The organism is Halorientalis persicus (assembly GCF_900110215.1).
GTDB classification, from domain to species: Archaea; Halobacteriota; Halobacteria; order Halobacteriales; family Haloarculaceae; genus Halorientalis; species Halorientalis persica.
Genome location: NZ_FOCX01000037.1, coordinates 1 through 18709, shown reverse-complemented (window position 1 = coordinate 18709; position 18709 = coordinate 1). Strand labels below are relative to the sequence as shown.

Here is an 18709-nt window from a genome sequence, read left to right as displayed (position 1 = left end):
CCCGAGTTGGGGCGACGCTCATGAGTGGAAACGCTGTCGCGTCGGCGGCGATCCGCCGCCGACAGCGACTGTCCAGTGCCGAAACTCACCGTCACCACCTCTTCGAGACGGTCCGAGCACAGCTCAAGCAGATTCAGCGCCGACTGGACGAGATCGTGCGGCTGTCGATGTGATCGACTGGGTCTAGCGTCCTCGACCACATCGGCGCCTACCCATTCGAGACCGACCTCTTGCTCGCTGATCGCGGCTTCTACAACGAACGGGTGATTCGTCGTGCACGCGACCTTGCGACGACGGTGATTCCCGTCCAAAAGAAGGGTTAGCGCATGAAGGACAAACTCGGCACGCACTGCTCGTACACAACAACCTACCGTATGTACGAGGGAAGCGAGCGGGAACTACGCTTCCCGCTCGCGGTTGCTGTCTCCTATCAGAACGGAGACAGCGGGAAGCACGGTGAAGTCATGCGAACGCACGTGGCGTGTGATCTAGCCGATCGCAAGCCAAAAGAAGTCAAAGGTCTCTACCGGAAACGCTCAGCCATCGAGACAACGTTCCGGATGATGCGCGAAGTGCGTGCGCGGACAAGCACGACTGATTCAGTTGTTCGGTTTGTGTTCATACTGGTAAGTTTCTTGTTGCAGAATCTGTGCTTCATTATACGATGAGACGTGCTCGCCACACCGCGACGCGACGGGAGAGCACTACCCGTCTGGTTCCATTTCGAAATGTTCCAGAAGTTCATCAACCATCCCTTGGACGAAATGTTCTGCCGCGAGAAGGAAGTGACGACCAATGGTGTCACGTTCCGGCAACGTGCTGCCAGCTGGATGCTGGCTGAGGCCGCCCACGTCCAGCGATTGCCTCATTAGTGATTGACGGGTGTGGTTCTTAATTCAGCTAACGGTGGTCTCACACCAGTGATAGAGCCGTCTGTGCCCGACTCAATGAATCGGTTGCTCTCATCCCGTTGGTTTACCTCCAGAACCTGATTCAGCAATCAGGAATAATGGGAACTACACGATCTCTTTATTATAAATCCAAATGTCATTCCGGCAATCATAGACCACGGAGACAACCCGAAGAGTGAATAACTACCTGTAATCTGATTTATACAGACTATTATCGCAGCGATTAATAATCCTAATGAAAAATAGTCCGTTACTTGTTTTGACTGTAGAACTATATTTGTAATCAGGAACATAAGATACGATATTAGTCCAATGATGCCAGTGGACAATAAAAGACGAAAATAAGCGCTATGCGGGTTCAGTCCCGCATACCGAGGGTCGGTAATGTAGGGCTGAATATCCTCTCCTTGATTTCCCGGTCCAAATCCGATTAATGGATTATCGGTACTAGCTTGAAGTGTAGCGTTCCATAAAACGTCTCTCCCAGAGACATGAACTTGAGGTATAATAGGTAGATCTGGCATTAGACCATAGCTGATAATAACGACAGTAACTCCTATTACAGCCCCAGCTATGGGAAATGTATATTCTATATTCCTATCAAAAATTATATACAATAAAAACATTGTTATGCCCACTAAAAGAGCGCCAAGATTTATTCTACTATAGGATAGGAATAGCCCGGCAGAATTTATTAAAAAGATTGTACTATATAATCTATTCTTATAAACTAACATTAGAGAGAAGGAAAATATCGTAGACGGCAATGCAATTCTTGCCAAGCTGTTTGGTCCAGCAAAAATAGATGAAAGCAATGGTGTAGGTAAAAAGTCGTGTTGGGCAGGATGAGGTTCAATTGGTACAATAATTGAATAAGGGCCCAATATGACCGACGGAAGCCCGATTAAAACCAGTATTACTGAAAATATAGAAGTGATCTTGAAAAAACTATCCAAGGATAATAGACGAGGTAAAACAAATATGTTAACAAGAATCGAGAGGATTAAGACAGGGCTCCTAATCGTCGGACTCCAAATACCCACGTGAATAGGTGTGTGTACAAACATATGTATTATATAAATTATAGTTAATGCTCCCAAGAAGAGGAGTGAACTCACCGTGAGATTGATCGATTTGTTCATCAAAACAAGTAACACTAAAGCCAAGATATACAAAATTATTGTAAGGCTATAGGTTAGAAAATTACCGGTGATATATGGGAGAAGTCCTATTAGTAATAAACTTATGTAAAGCCACCTATGATTGGTACTCATTATGAGAGGAGGGTATTCACTTCACAAATATATTTCTGTTCCATTAGTGGTCGCAATGACGACGGATTGCTTAGTGCCTATGTCAGAAATCAACTACCTCAGTGGAAATAGAGACTATAGTAACCGTTAGAACTTTTTACCCAAAGGGGGTTACAGTAGCTAATGAATCATCTCGACGAGATCGTCGTCGAGGAATTGCAAGACGCTCTCGACAACGTGGACGGAAAGAAGCCGACACAACGGCTTTTAGCGGCAATTGCGTACAAAAACGGTGTTTCGCAAACTGAGTTAGCCGAGTGGTACGATGTCCAGCGGCGGACGATCTACAACTGGCTCAAGCGACTCGATATAATGAGCGAGAAAACCTTTGTCGGTCACGTTCGATTACAAAGCAATGAGCGGAGAGCGTCGAAAAGAGATCACGTATCATCTCCCAGAGAAGAAAATCGATGAACTCCTTCGTGAAGCCACAGATGATCGCTGAAAAGAGCGGCTAGGGTTTCTGAAGAACCTCTATTACGGCGATTCGGTTGCGGAAGCTGCCGACCGTGAGGGCAGGTCGGCAGCGACCGGGAGGCGATGGGCGGATGCCTGGAACGAGGGTGGACTTGAGGGATTGATGCCGAGTTTCGGGGGCGGTCGGCCCCCGAAACTCGACGAAGACGAACAAGAAGAGCTGGTGGAGATGCTTCGAGACGGCCAGCCGTGGAAATCACAGGAGATTCAGTATCTCCTCAAAGAGGAGTTCGATGTCGAATATCATCCGGATTACCTCGGGCAATTTCTCCGTGAGCTGGGTCTGTCGTATGCAAAACCCCGCCCAAAGCGTCCACATCGGCCGGAGAATTCAGAAGAGATTCTCGACGAGCGCGTCGCCGACGCGCTCGACGAGGATGACGGCCCTCACAACAGAGAGGAAGGAGACGACGAAGAAGGGTGGACTGTTGACGACGATGTTTGTACAGATGGCGGAACTGTTCTCGGGTTTTTCGATGCGTCACAGCCACAGCCGTACGATAATTCCCGCCGTGTCTGGTACGTAGACGATTCACACGTGGAACGGCCGTTAGTCAAGACAGAGGACTCGGCGGTTGGATTCTACGCACTGAACGGGGAAAGTACGGTTCGCTGGAAAGAAACTGAAGAGAAGGAACGGATTTGTGAGGTGTTAGAAGCGGTCCGCGAGCAGAATCCCGGCAAGCGGATTCTGCTCGTCTTGGACAAGCACGGTTCACACGTCTGTGAATACACGCGCAAGCGTGCGCATCAACTTGGCATCGATCTCGTGTTCTTCCATCAGGATCGCCGCATCTCAACCCGATCGAGCAGGTCTGGAAATACCTCAAGTGGACGATGGCACCGATCATCGTTGAGGACGAAGACGAGTTCCACGAACTCGTCAAGGACGTGTTCGATCAAGTGACACAGCGAATCAGTTTTGCAAAAGACTGGTGTCAGAAGTTCCTCGATCTGCAAAAGTTTCCTTGATCATTATGACGAGTCGCTTGAGCAGGCTGTCTCTGATGATAAACGAACCGGGAGAAAGCGAAAACTCTCAGAAATACATCAAAAAGAATTTGAAGCAACTGTTCACGACCCACCTGAAGAGGCCGGAATCGACGCGCCGGCGTGGACGCCGGCGCTCGCCCAAGAGTTTCTCGAAGAAACGTACGGCGTCGAGTATTCAATCCCGAGTTGTCGGCGGTTGCTGAAAGAAGCGGGATTGAGCTATCAAAAACCACGCCGTTCAGCCGCCGAAGCCGATGAAGACGAACAAGAAGCGTTCCACGAAGAGCTCAAAAAAAGCGGCGGGAGATGGACGCCACCGTAGTCTGTATCGATCAAACCAAGAAATCCGTGCAAGTCGAGCCGCGTGCCGCGTGGTTTCCGCGCGGCACGCGGCCCGCTGTCGAACTCTCCGGCCAGCGCGATTGGACGTGTCTACTGGGCGCGATCACCGAGAACGGTGATCGCTTCTTCTCTCGATTCACCGAGTACGTCACGGCCGAACACGCGAAATATTTCATTTTAGCATTATGCGAAGAATTCGAAGATGACTTGCTCATCGTGCTGGACGGAGCGCCGTATTTTCAGGCGTCGGCCGTCACGGACCTGGCGGCCCGTGACGACCTCGCCTTCGTGACGTTACCTTCGTACTCACCGGAACTCAACCCGGTCGAAGAAAATGCTGGAGACAGCTGCAAAAGGCTCTTAGCAACCGTTTCTTTGACTCGCTCGACGAGCTAACGACAGCGATCGATACAGCTCTCGACAAACTCTCTGTTCCTAAAGTGAGCAACTATTTCTAACTACTACTATAGATTGATTTGGATTTTGTGGAGCGCGAGCGGACATTTGAGTCAGCGAGGGCGCTGGATATTCACACCCACTTTGAGGGCCTCTCGCTGGCGAATACCGTCTGATTACTTGACAAGCCGCGTGTCCGAAGCAGTCGAAAAGCCTTTCACGATTGGGTGTAGAATGCCGATCTACAGCCCGACTCTGGAAAATCTCAGAATCAGATTGTGCTTGACGAAACAGTGACTCGCATCAACAATCAGCAATACTGGCTGTACGCTGCCGCCGATCCAACTCCGAACGATCTGCTTCACGTCCGGCTGTTTTCAATAACTATGACTGCCCTCACATAGTTTCTCCTGCGCGAACTATGGGAAAAACATGATGTCCAAACCTCCGTCTTTCTCGTTGACGGCGCGAAACACCACCAAACTGCACTTCAACGGGCAGGCCTCCGATTTCAGATGCGTCACCACGGAAATCGGAATGCTGTCGAACGGATATTTCGAGATCCGAAACAACGTACCTCGTCGTTTTCGAATTGCTTCAGTAACGTCGAACGGGAAAAACGCCGAAAATTGGTGACAGTGCTTCGCCCGTGGCACAATGCTCTAAACTGAACGCTACCGCCATCTATATATGTACATTCTTAAGTAAAGTGTTTACACGATGATTGAATGTATGTTTATTATGGGCTATTTCGTTCGCATTAAGTCCTATTTGCTCACGTTCCTCTTTCCGTTCAATATAGTACAATATCTTCTCAAGTAGGTCGTTTTTGTCTTGATACGTAACAATCTCCTCTCCTACGTCAAATAAAGATTTTATTTGCTCTGTTTCATCGGTTAACTGGAATCCTCCAGATCCAGCTATCTCAAACGTCCTTGGGTTCGTTCCCATAACTGATTGAGGATGGTGAATATTTAAGCATATTTTAGACCTATTATAGATACGATTTATTGTGTTATGTTCTATATCGTAATTATTTATTTTGTTCCCTAATTGTCGACGAGACAATTTATACTCGTATAGTTGGAACGGATTTAGTAATGACCATGCCTTTCCCCAAACCTGGACGTTATACTCTTCAAGATTCTTTATAAGAAACTCAAGTATCTCTTTACGATACTCACAGTGCATCCGTCCAATAAATGAGATATCTATATCTTCTTTTATATTTATTGTATTGTAATAATTGGGATCAAATGCCATAGGAAGGATTTTACAATCTATGTCGTATTGTTTAAAATCATTCTTATCAGAGGGCTCAAATGAAAATACATAATCATAATATTTAGCCCCATTGACTACATTTTGGAATCTCGCACCTTTATCATAACACCATAATACTGTGGTACAATTATATTTTTTCGATATTTTTTGTATAGTTGATGGTCTAACTCGTTCGCCTTTTATAATCAATAATAGCTCCGGATCTGTCTCATTAATTTTATCTACTAATTCTGCATTATATGCGTTAGTTGTTTTTTTATTTAAAAAAGAGTTCCTACGATCAATCTCTATTTTCCCGTCATTATTTGTCAATTTAGCGTAATATGATGCGATTCGTGAAGCTAATCGCCCTCGATATGGTGGCCGAAAGACGAAGTCTACAATATGTCCTTTCTGTTCGAATGGTTTAGCAACAGAATGACAATATGACTGATACTTAGGTCCGGATATTAGCACATTCATATCCCTACGATCAGAAGAAAAGATTATTATTTCTATCGATTGATAGCGGTGGCACTGTTTAATTCAGAACCTCCTCCGCTGGCGTTCGTCCGTCGAGCGCTTGGTTCGGTCGTTCGTGGTTATAATGGTGTCTGAAGCGTCGTAACCACTGTTTCGCGCTGGCCTGACTGCCCCGCCAAAACGAGTGGAAGCGGTCGGTTCGCATGGCGACGGTCTGGAACCACTTTTCGATGTGGTTCCGAGTTCGATAGTTGAGGGGACCGCTCAATTCGTGACGTGCGAGGGCAGTCAGATAGCCACCAGCATCGACGAGAAACTCTGTATCGGCGAGATTATCGGTACTTCCCAACTGACGTAATCAGCTGAATTGAATCGCCGAGTTGACCACGAGAAAGTGTCTGGGTCTGGATGTGTTCAGTATCCCCGACCCAGACGGGTACCTTTCGGCCTCGGACGTGAAAGACGTAGCGGAAGAAGTCATTGCACCACTCCCCTTGCCGGGTGTCGAGGGGAGCCCCCTCGACCCCGGCGACATCTGGCTCGTCGTCATCTTGGCCTGCGTCAACCAGAACTCGATTTGGGACACCTGCAACGATACCAACGGAACACCGTGCGATGATACTGTTCTGACGTGGCTGCATACGCTCGATCGAGACTGGCTTGACCTCGTTGCGAACCTCCTGCTTGGACGCCTCGCCATGACGATTCTCGACCCTGACCGGTCGAGGATCGTCTCCATCGACTTCGTCGATAACCCCTACCACGGCGAGCACTGCGCTGACGAAGGCGAACTCTGCTCGATGGCTACCAAAGACGGGACGACTACCTGCCACCACTACTGTACGGCCTACGTCGTCTCGAATGGGAAGCCGGTGACGCTGGCGATGACCTACGTCCGCAACGACGAAGACGAGGCCGACGCGGTCGAGCGCGTGCTCGCCCGCGTCGAGAACTATCCCTTCGAAATCGACCTTCTGCTCGCCGACAGCGGCTTCTACAACGAGCGCGTCATCCGCCGTGCTCGTGATATCGCCGCACCGGTCGTTCACGTGCCCAAGAAGGGCGAGCGGATGAAGGAGAAACTCGACACCCACGAGTCGTACATGACGACATATCGCATGTACAAGGACAGCGAGCAGGGACTGCGCTTCCCGCTCGCGGTCGTTGTCTCCTACCAGAACGGTGACCGGGGCAAGCACGGCGAGGTCGTTCGCGGCTACGTGGCTTGCGGTGTTACTGATCGGTCAGCAAAGCAAGTCGAACGTCTCTACAGGAAACGCTCAGGCATCGAAACAAGCTATCGGTTACTACGACAAGCACGCGGGATCACGACGACGCGTGATCCCGTCGTGCGATTTGCAATCATGTTGGTCGCAGCACTGTTGGAGAACCTGTGGCTCGTACTGAGATGGGCGGTCGTCGCCCGCCCGCGGCGGGGCGGGCGCGACCTGCCTGAGGAGTTCACGTTCAAGACGTTCTGTGACTGGATTCGTCACGAGTTAAGAGGAGCTACGTCGGCGGTGGGAGATCAAAGCGAACGGGGTTGGCGTGCCGGCGTCACAGGCACCGGCCGTGGGCTGACCGGGGTCAGCCCACGGCCTATCCACTGGGCGGTGAGCGACAGCTGCCGGCAGAGACCATCGAAGTCCGGGTCATATCGTCTGTTCGGAGCGGTGAATTGGACTTGTCTCGATCTACGCCGCCGCAGCAGCCGAGACTGACCGCCAAATCATACAGAAAGTGATTGTTTTGTGGCGTTCAGGCAGCACTTTCTCGACTCGTTCAGGAAGTACCGACATGCTGTCTGGCCAGGTCTCGACACATCCACGCTAGCCGTCTGAGCGATGCCATATCGCCAGACGGCGTCCATTTCAGGGTAAAAGTGACGGAATATCCCCGAGAGAGTGCCTGTAGCCTTCCTCAACCGGACGCAAAACGAGGCAACACTCTTCCCAAGCAGACGCTCCTCTAACCCGATGTGAGCGACTGACTCTTGTTCAGAGAGTTCGGACGGTCTCCTGTCTCGTGGTTCGTCGTAGCCGATCTCCTCGAACGGCTCGTCAGCGAGCCGTTCGGTCGGTCAAGCCACCGCGAGAGCCAGCCAGCAGTGTATCCATAGCGTTCAGCGGCCTCTGCTAACGTCGCCTTCTTCGAGGTAGTTGATTGCCGCGATAAGCCGATGGGAGGGCTTTTTTTCTCTTGACCTCTGCCAAGTCTTGGCGGAGGACTTTGGTAAAGACGTTGTCGAGGGATGCAATATCGATACGACGTGCGTTTCTTTGAAAAGCTTTCAGCCGACAGTATTAGCTCCGTTGCTCATACTGGTTGAGAAGTAGCGATAGTATTGTTCAGAGAACGTAATCAAGGGATTGTGTTGATAAGAATAGAAAGAGTAATTTATGCCTTAGCCAGACGGGTTAATGTGTCGGAGAAGCTCCCCGGTGAAATAGACTCGTTTAGGTTTAGGGGGAAAGAGAAACTCACTAAATTCACTGAAGAGTTCGGAATAGATCAAACTGAATTTTGTATCATTGATAGTGCAGTGTTATCTGTATTTGGCATTCGAGAAAACAGAGATGTCGATATAATACTCACCGATGAGCAATATCAAAGGATACACGACATTGCGAAAGATAGATCAGATTGTGAAATAAATTCGGGAGGTGGAATCGTCGTTAATAAAGACGAATATAACAACACCGGATACTTGGATATTGGCCCACCAGATAGCTTTTCAGAATTCGACATTAATTGTGACGATATAATTGAAAACGAGAAGTACCATTACGAAATAAACTCTCTCAAGATACTTCGGCTTGAACTAGTTCTTTCCAAAAAGTACATTCAGAAGCGACCCAAAGACCTCGAAGACATTCGTTTGATCGAAGATTCCGGATTGATAGGAAGCCAACTATGGAACTGGGACCTTGTCCAGTTGAAGCCACCAGACGAACAGGCTCAAAACGGTTCTATCATTAAGAAAATACATAATTCACTACAGATCCGTGGGGTCCGCAAAACGTTGGAATTATCTCTATACAGACTGTCCGAGAGAGAACTGCTCCCGTTTTACGACAAGATTGAGAGTCTAATTAATGTAGGTGGAAGAATTCGGTATCTGAATGCTGTAGGAGATCTAAGAACACAAGGACTACAACACCAACTCCCAATTCCAGCTATTCTTAATACATATTACGAACGTGGAGAATTCAAAGGGTGGCAATTGATTGCTTATAATCTTGACAAAACGAATTCCATTTCACAGACTCATAGTGAACAGCTGCAAAAAATATATGATTTTCACATTGATGATACTGAGACGGTCACAGTGAATAAAAATGGAGAGCTCATTCGCGGTGAGAATCGGTTGGCAACCGAATTATCGTCCAATAACGTTATGACACCAATCGAGATCGAAAGTGGTGAACCGACAAAGACTGCTACAACATCGCCCTTGAACTTAGATTCTGGATTGTCCGAATTATTGATTGAACGGAAACACGAATTATTTAAAAAGAATGGGATGTATTTCTATGTAGTATTGTGGCCCCCAGCACGGCATATTTTTGATGAGATTGTGGAATATATTCGTCACTACACTGGTGTTAACACAGTTGAACAAGTAGATTATGAGATACAAGATGGATTTGATGAGTTTGTCCGAGAATTGTATACAGCGGATCATAGGTCTAGAGACTGGATTATAGAAAAGAAAATCCGTACACTGGAACCAAATATCGGTAAGATACGAGTACTGTTGCTTGATCTTGAGAATAGCCAAATGGCAAAAAAGCTTGAACCCGAGCCGTATTCGGTTGTGACACGAGAATTAAAAGATGCGTGTCGCAAAAAATTCCGAGAGAGAATCAATTCTTATGAATATGACAACCTCATTCATGTATCTGATAATTATCGACACAACCATCATACTTATCAATTGTTGAATGAATATACATAATTTTATCGAACGTATTATATTTGTTTATTTATATATTAGTGAAATTGTCTACTTTTAGAACCTATCCAACCTCGTCTGACTATCGATAACCTGCTCAGGGGGCGCTTGCTTGATTGCAGCATCATCCGTCCAGAAATGCCAATTATTGACTGGATTCTGCCAGTCTCCAAACTTGTACCGAAGATATTCTGTCGGGGGATTTGGGGCTGGAATATTAAAATCGTCCACCATGCAAAGCTGGTCAAAATAATGTTTCGGGACTACAAGCGTACCTACTGTATAAAACGCGCTTTCGGGTAATTGAGTGATTTCAACTGACGAACTAGTCTTCCCTTTAAAGAATCCACCATATCCTCTGTAACCGTCAAATAGTAGTTTCCAGACCAAATAGATCGTTACTCTATGGAAATTCATCATGTAGTCCGTGGTTGTTTGTGCTACTTTCAGAGGATTGGCAACCGGCATTGGGGCCCAAGCGATTGTGGTATCAGACCTAAAAACTGTAAAGTCAATAATTCGGTTTGTTTTGATACTCGGTTTCAATTTTATTTGATACGGTGTACCGTTGTAGGTGTATATCTCTGTCCGGTATCCTCCAATACTGTTGACAATAGAGAGTAGTTGATCAACATCACTAAGCCAAATTCCGATGTCGATATCTGGGTCCGTTTCCAAGAGTCGTCCTTCACGGATTAGACCAAGTAGCGTCCCAGCGTGAACCCAATAATTGAGACTATCTTCCTCCAGTAAATCACGAATGGTATTGAGGGCACCCATATTACTCTTCGTCATTTTGAGCTATTGACTACAGTATCCACTGAGTGTTCTAAGAAGCTTTGGTATAGTATCTTACTAATACAGTGAACGTATTCACGATTCTGACCAATATCTCGCTGGTGGCTATGAGGTAAATTCAATCAAATCTGGATGGGACTCAGATTTTCTCTCTTTAAATAATTTCTCTCTATGTTCCATCCAATCTTCGTGGCGAACTAAAACTACGACTGGAATAACGTCGATATCTAATAATTTTGCAATTGCAAGCCGAGTTCTGTTTTCAACAAAGAGAAATTCGCCCTCTCGACTAATATCAACGAGGATTTCGTTTCTTCTGCGTTTCATTAACCGAGTCTCAGGATGCAATTCATCCTGTGTCTTGTAACCGTTTTGTTTTATATTCCTATATAAATCATCTATATACTCACATCTATTTTTTAGTTCTGCTTCACTGGAAATACCACGATAAACTGGGTAGTTGGAGTCAATCCCCTCTCTGAGTAACTCATATAAATCTGTATCTTCCCAATTTTCATTTGATACAAAATGCGCCTTCATGGATTGGAAAAAAATAGTTTTGAAGAAATATTCACCATCTACTGTTTGGTAATCATATTCATACCTGTTTTGGTAGTCTGATTGTATCGGGGCTAATTTATTTCTATCCCAGTCTCCATCTGAAACCTTCCCCAACAATTGTGGTATATTAGTCCACGATGGGATCTTTCTCGCACTAAGACGTGAAATTGTATCAACACTCACCCATCTGATCCGATAGGGGTCCAGTGGAGCGTCATACAAATCAGTGTCACACGGATATCTCCGACGATAGTATGTGCGTGCGATATAGTCATATACATCTGTGTCAATATATTTAAATATATTGACAAAGGCTTGATCACATCCGATTTCAAAAGTCCTCTTTACTCCAGCATGTTTTATCAATGAGAACATTCTTTTCATTTTTATATTCTATCGTAATTTAGTTTATATTCGGCATATTTTAGTCAAATATGCTCTGAGCGTGGTCAAGATCTGTACCTGTATTGATGTTTATGACATCGCCTGTATCATTTGTTCTTGATTTGAACTTTGTACGCGCTTGCTCAAACAGTTCTAGACCGCGTACGAGTTCTACAACTGCCATCTGATCCTGATCCCCATCAATATGAACTGGTGCATTTGCGATGAGAAGTAAGCCAGTTAGTGCGTCCACACGAACTTTCCAATCGTCGTCACCATTTATTCTTTCAACCTGTGTAAGAACCGCCTCGGTTAGTTTTTCGTAACCCCGGTTTTTCCCCACTATCTCATACTTGACCGCCACTGCTGGTCCAACTTCTACTGATAGCTCAAAGTCACCGTGTTTGAATGCTGTATAGTAACCATACGTAGACGTAAGAAACTTAGCGAGATCGTAGATTGGATCGTGTGTCGTAGTGCCTATCTCCGAACGTCCGCGGGGATCGATCAGAAGGAAGTCTCCACTTTTTTTATCTACAAGAATATTATCAGGCTTGAAATCCCCGTGAAAATCTGTCATATAAGTGGGTTCGAGTCGTCCAAGGAACTCGGTATCACTTTCGAGTACTTGCTTCACTTTCGCAAGACCGGGTATTCGCTCTCCATCCACACTAATTCTCTCCGCCTCTGCAACTGATTCAAACCTGGGTGTCGCCTCTTTGATACCCGAATATCGCGTCTGTATCTTCGGAAGGAACGTATTCTTATACAGTCCAGGTATCGGGTCCGCCTCTTCACCAAACTCTTCTGAGATAAACCTTAGCGGATCTTCAGCGAGGTCCACAAGCACATCCGGAGCGGTTCCGGAACGCAAGATTTCATCAAGAGGTTGATAGCCTCTTTCAGTGTAGTCAGGCATCTCATATGAGGGTTCTTCGTCGAACAAAGAGACTTCCAGTATTTCGGGGAAGTGATTGGGAAAACGTGAGTGGCCGTGTCTAAGCCTGTCAATCTCATCACGAAGCTTCTTTGACTCGCTATGTGCTCGTTTTGTTATCCGGTTTTTTCGTTTTTCGAGTGTCGTTTCTCCCGTCCCAGAATACCCGTCCAAGGGCTCATCAACTGTAGGGATAGTCCTCGCCTGTGGATTAACCGTGTAGCCAGTCAGCTCAGATTCCTGTGCTATTTCATCTATTAGCGTAGCCAGCTGTTCCTGTTCGTACTCTTCAGGCTTCAACTTGGATAACGACTTGACACATGAGGAAGAAAGCCGCATAGCACCGCTGTAGACGTAGTTACTCTGTACGTCGAAGCCGCACCTCTCTATGCGCTCACCTTTGGAAGTGAAACTGACGCAAGCACCTCGGTCGAAGCCCACCTTCGTCTCGACAGCTCTGACGAGCGCGACATTCTCGGCTCCGTGATCACGGAATCCTAGAAGCAGTTCATCCTCAGCGACGATGTCACCATCTATTACGAGCACATCCTCGCCTTCCGGAATCGATTCGAGACCCAGCAGGAAGCTGTATCCTGCCTCTGTCTCGGCGTTTCGTTCGTTCACAATAGTCTTATCCACGGTTTCTTGGAACTGCCGAATGTAGTCTTCTGTCCAGCATTCACCCTGTCTACCTATAACAGCAGTGTGCAGCGTTTCTTCAGAATTCGAAAGTTGCCGTACCTGACGTTCGAGGAGATTTTCTGATCCCAACGAAATGAGCGCCTTCGGTATTGGTTTCTCTAATGACGGCACAAGTCTACTTCCGAGACCAGCTGCGAGTGTCAGGACCCTCATATTAGTATTGCTCACTGAGAATGTAACGGATAGCTTCAGCAACGGCACCACGTCCTCCCTGCCTGTTCGTTACGTATCCGTCTCTCTCTCTAACGATCTGTTTGACTTCCTCAACTGCGTTGGGGACGGTTACCGGAACTTGCGCCTGTTTGAGAACTTCTAGGTCAGTCACGTCGTCCCCCATCATAGCTACGCTTCCCCATTTTTCACCAAGTTCCTCAAGTCGCCGGGAAGCGACGACATCCTTCGATTGCTCTACTGCACGGTGGTACGGAATTCCCATATCGTTGCAACGAGCCTCGTTTATGTCACCGCCGGTTGGATCGGAGCTAATTACTTCAACGGTAAGGCCTCCTTCTAGTGCTTCATTGATCCCGTTGCTATCCACCGAACTGAATTCCTTGTATTGCTTGCCTGAGTCGTCATAAAGATACGTACCAGTTGTCAAGATCCCGTCACAATCGAGGAATATGATGGAAATCATCGGTCTTCATCCCCGTAGAAACAGTTGGTACACGTGTATCCATAATCCGACGGAACAATTCTTTTGAAATCTTCTACTGACAGATACTGAAGACTTGACAGATTGAATTTCTGTTCTAAATGAGTTTGAATACTTTCTCGATCTGAACCAAGACCATTTGTGTCAGCAACGAGCTCAGCATCGTCGGATAAAACTCCGTAAGAGCACTGGGTCCGCATCGGTGGTGAGGGTATTCTTACGTGTATCTCTTCGACTCCTGCTGACTGGCACTTGTCGATAACTGTCGCAAGCGTCAGGCCTGAAATTATTGCCTCGTCAACCAGAACGACGCGTTTACCTTCGAGGATGTCTTGGACTGCAACCAGTTTTTTTCTAAGCTTACGGGTCCGATCTTCGATGTTAGGTTCGTACAGTGTTCGCTCGGTCTCGTAATCCCGGATAATGCCGTGGTATAATGGGATTCCTGTCTCGTCAGCATATCCAGTAGCCGGATAAATTCCAGATTCAGGAACCGGTACCACCATATCTGCCTCAATGTTGTCCCCCCGTCCTAGTTCTTTCCCCAATTCTGCACGTATTTTGCTCGCACTTTTTCCTTCGACCATCTGATCGGGTTTGAAAGAATAAATTGCTTTGAACGAACATGCACGCTGGTGTTTGAGGGTATCAAGAGCCACTGAGACTGGTGAAATGTTGACACCGAGTCTTTGGAGACTATCCGTGTTCAACTTGATATTTGATGGTCTTTCTGCTGGCGGATTTTTTTCACCAGGGATGATTTGTCCACCAGAATTAAATATCTCAGCAACTTCCTTTCCGAACTCGTATTTCGTATACGGTTTATCAGTGCTAATATGATATATTCCAGTAGCACCAACATCAATTAACTGTTCAGTAGCAGAAACCACATCATCTACGAAAACTGGAAAGCGTTTTACAGTATCATCAAGCTCAATCGATTCTTCTTCAGAGAGGCGGTAAAGAATAGAACTCGTTATATCCCGCACTTCATTTTGTCTACCATTGCCGAATAGTTTTGGACACCGAAGGATGACAGAATTATCGCTCGCCTCGCAAACAGCTCTTTCGGCTTTGTATTTGGTCTGTCCATAAACTGTCTGCGGATTCGGTTCATCATTAGGCCGAAATTCACCGCCAGCCGGAAACACAAAAGATGTCGATATGTGTACTAATTTTGCGCCGACTCGTTTAGCGGCCTCAGCAACGTTTTCTGTACCCTGTACATTCACTTCAAAAGCATTCTGTTCGAAATTATAACAAGTATCTGGATCAGCAATAGCAGCTGTATGTATAACGACGTCCGGATTCAGGTCTTGAAAAAGTGAAATCACACCTGGTCTGTGGGTGATGTCTAATTGATGTCCACTTCGGTGTGCATTTTTATAATAAGTACCTGCCACATTATGATCCTTACCTAATAGTTCCTGAAACCGATTACCCAGAAACCCAGAGGAGCCAGTTATCAGTACATCCATAGTTATATCTGAATTGCCCCTCACGGCTTAATACTTCGTTTTGGAATTGGGAATTGACTCCCAGATATTTATAAATCCGAAGTCCAACAGAGTGATTAATGACCAAGAGACCTGATTTATCAGTTCTGCTACCGGTGTATTATGGAGATAGTCCAGAGCAACTAAATACTGCAATATCTAGCGTTGTTGATCAGACTCAACCCCCTGATGAACTGGTGATTGTGAGGGATGGGCCTTTAACTAGAGAACTAGAGCAAATAATTGAACGGAGGAGCGGAAAAACAAGTATCCCAGTTAAGCAAGTAATTCTAGAGGAGAACGCCGGTCTTGGGTATGCCCTGAAAATAGGAGTAAAACACTGTAGTTGTGACTATATCGCTAGAATGGATGCAGATGACATTAGTACTCAGAATCGTTTTGAGAAACAGACATCATACTTGGAAAAGAATCCTGAAGTTGATATAGTAGGTGGGTTTATTGCCGAATTTACCGATAACCCTGATACAACGGTAGGAGTCAGGAAAGTGCCAACATCTCATGAAGAAATCTCGAAGCTAGCTCGCTTCCGGAGTCCATTTAATCACGCAACTGTAGTGATGCGGACTGACACCGTTTTATCTGCCGGCAATTATCGAGCTAGGGACCCATTCGAAGATTGGGATCTCTGGTCCCGGATGCTTCTTGACGGGGCTACAGCAGCAAATTTGCCCTGTATACTCCTACACGTCAGGGCTGGGCCAGAAATGTACAAACGTAGGGGTGGGATGCGATACGCTCGATCCGAATTGAGTCAGCAAGTCGAGTTTTTTCGCAATGGATTTATATCTCCTGCTGAAGCTTTGCGGAACCTGACTCTTCGCGTTCCAGTACGCCTTGTCCCTAATCAAATTCGTAACTATATATATCAGAAATTCACACGTGAAAAATAAAATCAACCAAGAGTCAGAATCCGTTGTAGCGCACCCTATAAAAATAGCAATCGTGTGTAGCCAGTATGCAAAGATGTTTGTTTATTTATTAGAATCTGGGGTATTACCGTTGATGATACACTTCACACAACCAAAGAATAATTACTTGGTGTCCTAAATACGACCAGATAGGGATGGATGATCCAATTGTCACGATCACTATTGTCCATTATAACAAACTAGAAAAACTTAAAAATACTATTAAATGTATTGAAAATAATACTGAGGTCCCATATAAAATCAAAATCTACAACAATGGACACCTAAATAATAAGATAGATAACTATTTATCACACTTGGATGAAAATGGTGAGATAGAAATAATATATGGGAACACAAACATAGGTTGTTCTCCTGCAAGAAAAAAACTTTTTAATAATATTGACACTCCTTTTATTGCCAGCCTGGATGATGATATGTATGTAGACGATGCCTGGTTTGAGAAGACCAAGAACATTTTCAACTCGAATCCACAACTTGGCGTGATCGGGATTCCATTCGTTCACACGGACGAAAATGTGAGAAGTGGAGGGAGAAATATAAAGATTTCTAGAAATGTTGTTCGAGTCAGTGATATTAACTGGACCGGAATAGATGATACCAAAAAATATCTCCACGTCGATGATGTCCCTGCTGGTTCAATGGTCATAAGGCGCGAAGTTCTTGACGAAATGATATGGGATGATAATTATTTTATTGGGTTTGATGATCTGGATAAAGGAATTCAGCTAATGGAATCTGAATGGGACGCTGTGATGACTACAGATATCTCTTTCACACACGATCAAACCACCCGGTCAGATTATCAAAAGACTAGAAAAGATTTTAATAAATTCCACCAATCTTATTGCCATTTCATCGAGAAATGGGGATATAGACTCCCGATAAAAGAACATTTTATCTACTATTATTTGTTTCAACTTCCAAATGGGGCTGTGAGCTATTTGAATGACATCAGGAAGAAAAGTGGTCACATTTATAGAAATAATTCCTAATCCACCTAGTAATTATGGTTCTCGTATGCGGTCACCTCTCGGCCTTAGAATGGATTGCTTCAACTGAACATCCTCGCTGTGTTCCTCAATGCCGTCTTCGACTTTGTACTCGGTGTCTGTCGATCACTTGCCAATATTGGGCTCTTCGCTGCAGAAGCCTACCAATTCGAGCAAGAGAACATGGAAGAACCGAACAGCAATCCGTACATACAAACTGCACCACCCCGTCACGCTGTGTAGATGGAGGGACAGACGATTCTCGTCACGGGCGGCGCGGGATTCATCGGCGGCCACCTCGTCGGCAGATTCCAAGAGGACAACACAGTCCGTATCCTTGATACTGCAGCCGAAACGTCACTGTCTAGTTCAGCACCTCCTCGGCGGGCGTGCGTCCATCTAATGCCTGGTTCGATCGATGTCGGTTGTAGTAGTGTCTGAACCGTCGCAGCCAGCGTCTCGCGCTTGATTGACTGCCCCGCCAAAACGAGTGAAAGCGGTCGATCCGCATCGTGACGGTCTGGAACCATTTCTCGATATGGTTCCGCTCGCTGTAGTTGAGTTGACCGCTCAATTCCTGGCGAGCAAGGGCAGTCAAATAGCCGCCAGCATCGACGAGAAACTCCGTCTCATCGACATCGTGTTTCTCGGTGAGGCGATGGAGAAACGCCGCCGCGGGATCGGTCCCGCGGCGGCTGTACACATCCACCTCTAGCAGGAGTTTTGAGTCCGTGTCGATGGCGGCATAGAGCCACTTTTTCTCGCCGTCTACCTCGATTTGTTTCTCGTCAACCGCGACCCGCGACGGCTCCGCCGTCGGCGGGTCGCTCTGTGTCTCGGCTAATTTTTCCTTCCAGTTCCAGACTGCCTGATAGCAGCGATCGACACCCAGCCAGGCTAAGACACCTTCGACTTCACGCACTGACAGCCCCATCGAGTGAAGTCGAACCGCGAAACAGCGCACGGGTGTCGGCGTGCGCTCGTTCTCCCAAACATCTTCATCGTCCACTCCCAAATTCTCACTGAGCAGGTCTTTGAGTGTCATAGGCACCACTCACTACGACCTGCTCACTTCTCAAACTCCCTCAACTAGACAGTGCC

General features: G+C 46.4%; 13 protein-coding genes and 7 pseudogenes. 11 read left to right on the top strand and 9 right to left on the bottom strand.

All coding sequences use genetic code 11. The features are described from left to right. Positions 1-20 precede the first annotated feature (20 nt). Together BMX17_RS26465 and BMX17_RS27100 are read left to right on the top strand one after the other, a co-directional pair. Entirely contained in the window at positions 21-173 is a 153-nt protein-coding gene (locus tag BMX17_RS26465; RefSeq protein WP_170845518.1) for a hypothetical protein, read from the top strand. 15 nt (positions 174-188) lie between these two features. Continuing rightward, positions 189-872 (top strand): annotated as a pseudogene (locus BMX17_RS27100) (transposase); the annotation flags it as partial. A gap of 128 nt (positions 873-1000) precedes the next feature. On the opposite strand, the gene BMX17_RS21735 reads toward BMX17_RS27100, so the two are convergent. Further along, positions 1001-2185, bottom strand: coding sequence for an O-antigen ligase family protein (locus BMX17_RS21735; protein WP_092664044.1), 1185 nt, complete (start codon positions 2183-2185; stop codon positions 1001-1003). 162 nt (positions 2186-2347) lie between these two features. Here BMX17_RS21735 and BMX17_RS21730 point away from each other — a divergent pair. From BMX17_RS21730 to BMX17_RS21715, 4 pseudogenes are all read left to right on the top strand, one after another. After that, a pseudogene (locus tag BMX17_RS21730) lies at positions 2348-2533 on the top strand (helix-turn-helix domain-containing protein); the annotation flags it as partial. Between the two features lie 46 nt (positions 2534-2579). Beyond that, positions 2580-3673 (top strand): annotated as a pseudogene (locus BMX17_RS21725) (IS630 family transposase). Positions 3674-3680: 7 nt separating this feature from the next. Next, positions 3681-4494, top strand: a pseudogene (locus BMX17_RS21720) (IS630 family transposase); the annotation flags it as partial. A 12-nt stretch (positions 4495-4506) separates the two neighbouring features. Continuing rightward, positions 4507-5103: pseudogene (locus BMX17_RS21715) on the top strand (IS6 family transposase). Positions 5104-5116: 13 nt separating this feature from the next. Here BMX17_RS21715 and BMX17_RS21710 read toward each other — a convergent pair. Next, positions 5117-6172, bottom strand: a complete 1056-nt coding sequence (locus tag BMX17_RS21710; RefSeq protein WP_211611420.1) for a CgeB family protein — start codon at positions 6170-6172, stop codon at positions 5117-5119. A 64-nt stretch (positions 6173-6236) separates the two neighbouring features. Then, a pseudogene (locus BMX17_RS21705) lies at positions 6237-6506 on the bottom strand (integrase core domain-containing protein); the annotation flags it as partial. Positions 6507-6588: 82 nt separating this feature from the next. Between BMX17_RS21705 and BMX17_RS21700 the strand changes: the two are divergent. After that, a pseudogene (locus BMX17_RS21700) lies at positions 6589-7759 on the top strand (ISH3 family transposase). An 841-nt stretch (positions 7760-8600) separates the two neighbouring features. Beyond that, positions 8601-10136 (top strand): hypothetical protein, encoded by a 1536-nt coding sequence (locus tag BMX17_RS25435; protein WP_139203642.1) that lies wholly within the window; start codon positions 8601-8603, stop codon positions 10134-10136. A gap of 54 nt (positions 10137-10190) precedes the next feature. Here the strand turns inward: BMX17_RS25435 and BMX17_RS21690 are convergent, their stop codons facing one another. From BMX17_RS21690 to BMX17_RS21675, 5 genes are all read right to left on the bottom strand, one after another. Beyond that, a complete protein-coding gene (locus BMX17_RS21690) occupies positions 10191-10913 on the bottom strand; it encodes a LicD family protein (protein ID WP_170845516.1) in 723 nt (240 codons plus the stop codon). A 123-nt stretch (positions 10914-11036) separates the two neighbouring features. Continuing rightward, the gene (locus tag BMX17_RS25430) at positions 11037-11675 is read right to left on the bottom strand and encodes a hypothetical protein (RefSeq protein WP_139203641.1); all 639 of its coding nucleotides are present in this window, start codon (positions 11673-11675) and stop codon (positions 11037-11039) included. Positions 11676-11916: 241 nt separating this feature from the next. Next, entirely contained in the window at positions 11917-13668 is a 1752-nt protein-coding gene (locus BMX17_RS21685; RefSeq protein ID WP_092664036.1) for an NTP transferase domain-containing protein, read from the bottom strand. 1 nt (position 13669) lies between these two features. Further along, positions 13670-14152 (bottom strand): HAD hydrolase family protein, encoded by a 483-nt coding sequence (locus tag BMX17_RS21680; RefSeq protein WP_092664034.1) that lies wholly within the window; start codon positions 14150-14152, stop codon positions 13670-13672. Continuing rightward, a complete protein-coding gene (locus BMX17_RS21675) occupies positions 14149-15648 on the bottom strand; it encodes a sugar nucleotide-binding protein (RefSeq protein ID WP_092664032.1) in 1500 nt (499 codons plus the stop codon). The genes BMX17_RS21680 and BMX17_RS21675 overlap by 4 nt, the downstream gene beginning before the upstream one ends. A 98-nt stretch (positions 15649-15746) precedes the next feature. Between BMX17_RS21675 and BMX17_RS21670 the strand changes: the two genes are divergently transcribed. The 3 genes from BMX17_RS21670 to BMX17_RS27465 all read left to right on the top strand — a co-directional run bounded on the left by BMX17_RS21670 (position 15747) and on the right by BMX17_RS27465 (position 18049). Then, entirely contained in the window at positions 15747-16577 is an 831-nt protein-coding gene (locus BMX17_RS21670) for a glycosyltransferase (protein ID WP_092664030.1), read from the top strand. A 173-nt stretch (positions 16578-16750) separates the two neighbouring features. Beyond that, entirely contained in the window at positions 16751-17611 is an 861-nt protein-coding gene (locus tag BMX17_RS21665) for a glycosyltransferase family 2 protein (RefSeq protein WP_092664028.1), read from the top strand. Between the two features lie 240 nt (positions 17612-17851). Continuing rightward, positions 17852-18049: an NAD-dependent epimerase/dehydratase family protein gene (locus tag BMX17_RS27465; RefSeq protein WP_139203640.1), complete on the top strand. Its 198-nt coding sequence runs from the start codon at positions 17852-17854 to the stop codon at positions 18047-18049. On the opposite strand, the gene BMX17_RS21660 is transcribed toward BMX17_RS27465, so the two are convergent. Beyond that, complete coding sequence (locus tag BMX17_RS21660) at positions 17973-18653, bottom strand: IS6 family transposase (protein WP_092664026.1); 681 nt, start codon at positions 18651-18653, stop codon at positions 17973-17975. The two genes, BMX17_RS27465 and BMX17_RS21660, sit on opposite strands and share 77 nt — an antisense overlap. Between the last annotated feature and the right edge of the window lie 56 nt (positions 18654-18709).

Excerpts from the sequence above, each read along its gene's own strand:
- BMX17_RS26465 (WP_170845518.1), top strand. The coding sequence starts at position 21 with ATGAGTGGAAACGCTGTCGCGTCGGCGGCGATCCGCCGCCGACAGCGA.
- BMX17_RS21735 (WP_092664044.1), bottom strand. The coding sequence starts at position 2,185 with ATGAGTACCAATCATAGGTGGCTTTACATAAGTTTATTACTAATAGGA.
- BMX17_RS21690 (WP_170845516.1), bottom strand. The coding sequence starts at position 10,913 with ATGGGTGCCCTCAATACCATTCGTGATTTACTGGAGGAAGATAGTCTC.
- BMX17_RS21685 (WP_092664036.1), bottom strand. The coding sequence starts at position 13,668 with ATGAGGGTCCTGACACTCGCAGCTGGTCTCGGAAGTAGACTTGTGCCG.
- BMX17_RS21680 (WP_092664034.1), bottom strand. The coding sequence starts at position 14,152 with ATGATTTCCATCATATTCCTCGATTGTGACGGGATCTTGACAACTGGT.
- BMX17_RS21675 (WP_092664032.1), bottom strand. The coding sequence starts at position 15,648 with ATGGATGTACTGATAACTGGCTCCTCTGGGTTTCTGGGTAATCGGTTT.
- BMX17_RS21670 (WP_092664030.1), top strand. The coding sequence starts at position 15,747 with ATGACCAAGAGACCTGATTTATCAGTTCTGCTACCGGTGTATTATGGA.
- BMX17_RS21665 (WP_092664028.1), top strand. The coding sequence starts at position 16,751 with ATGGATGATCCAATTGTCACGATCACTATTGTCCATTATAACAAACTA.
- BMX17_RS27465 (WP_139203640.1), top strand. The coding sequence starts at position 17,852 with ATGGAGGGACAGACGATTCTCGTCACGGGCGGCGCGGGATTCATCGGC.
- BMX17_RS21660 (WP_092664026.1), bottom strand. The coding sequence starts at position 18,653 with ATGACACTCAAAGACCTGCTCAGTGAGAATTTGGGAGTGGACGATGAA.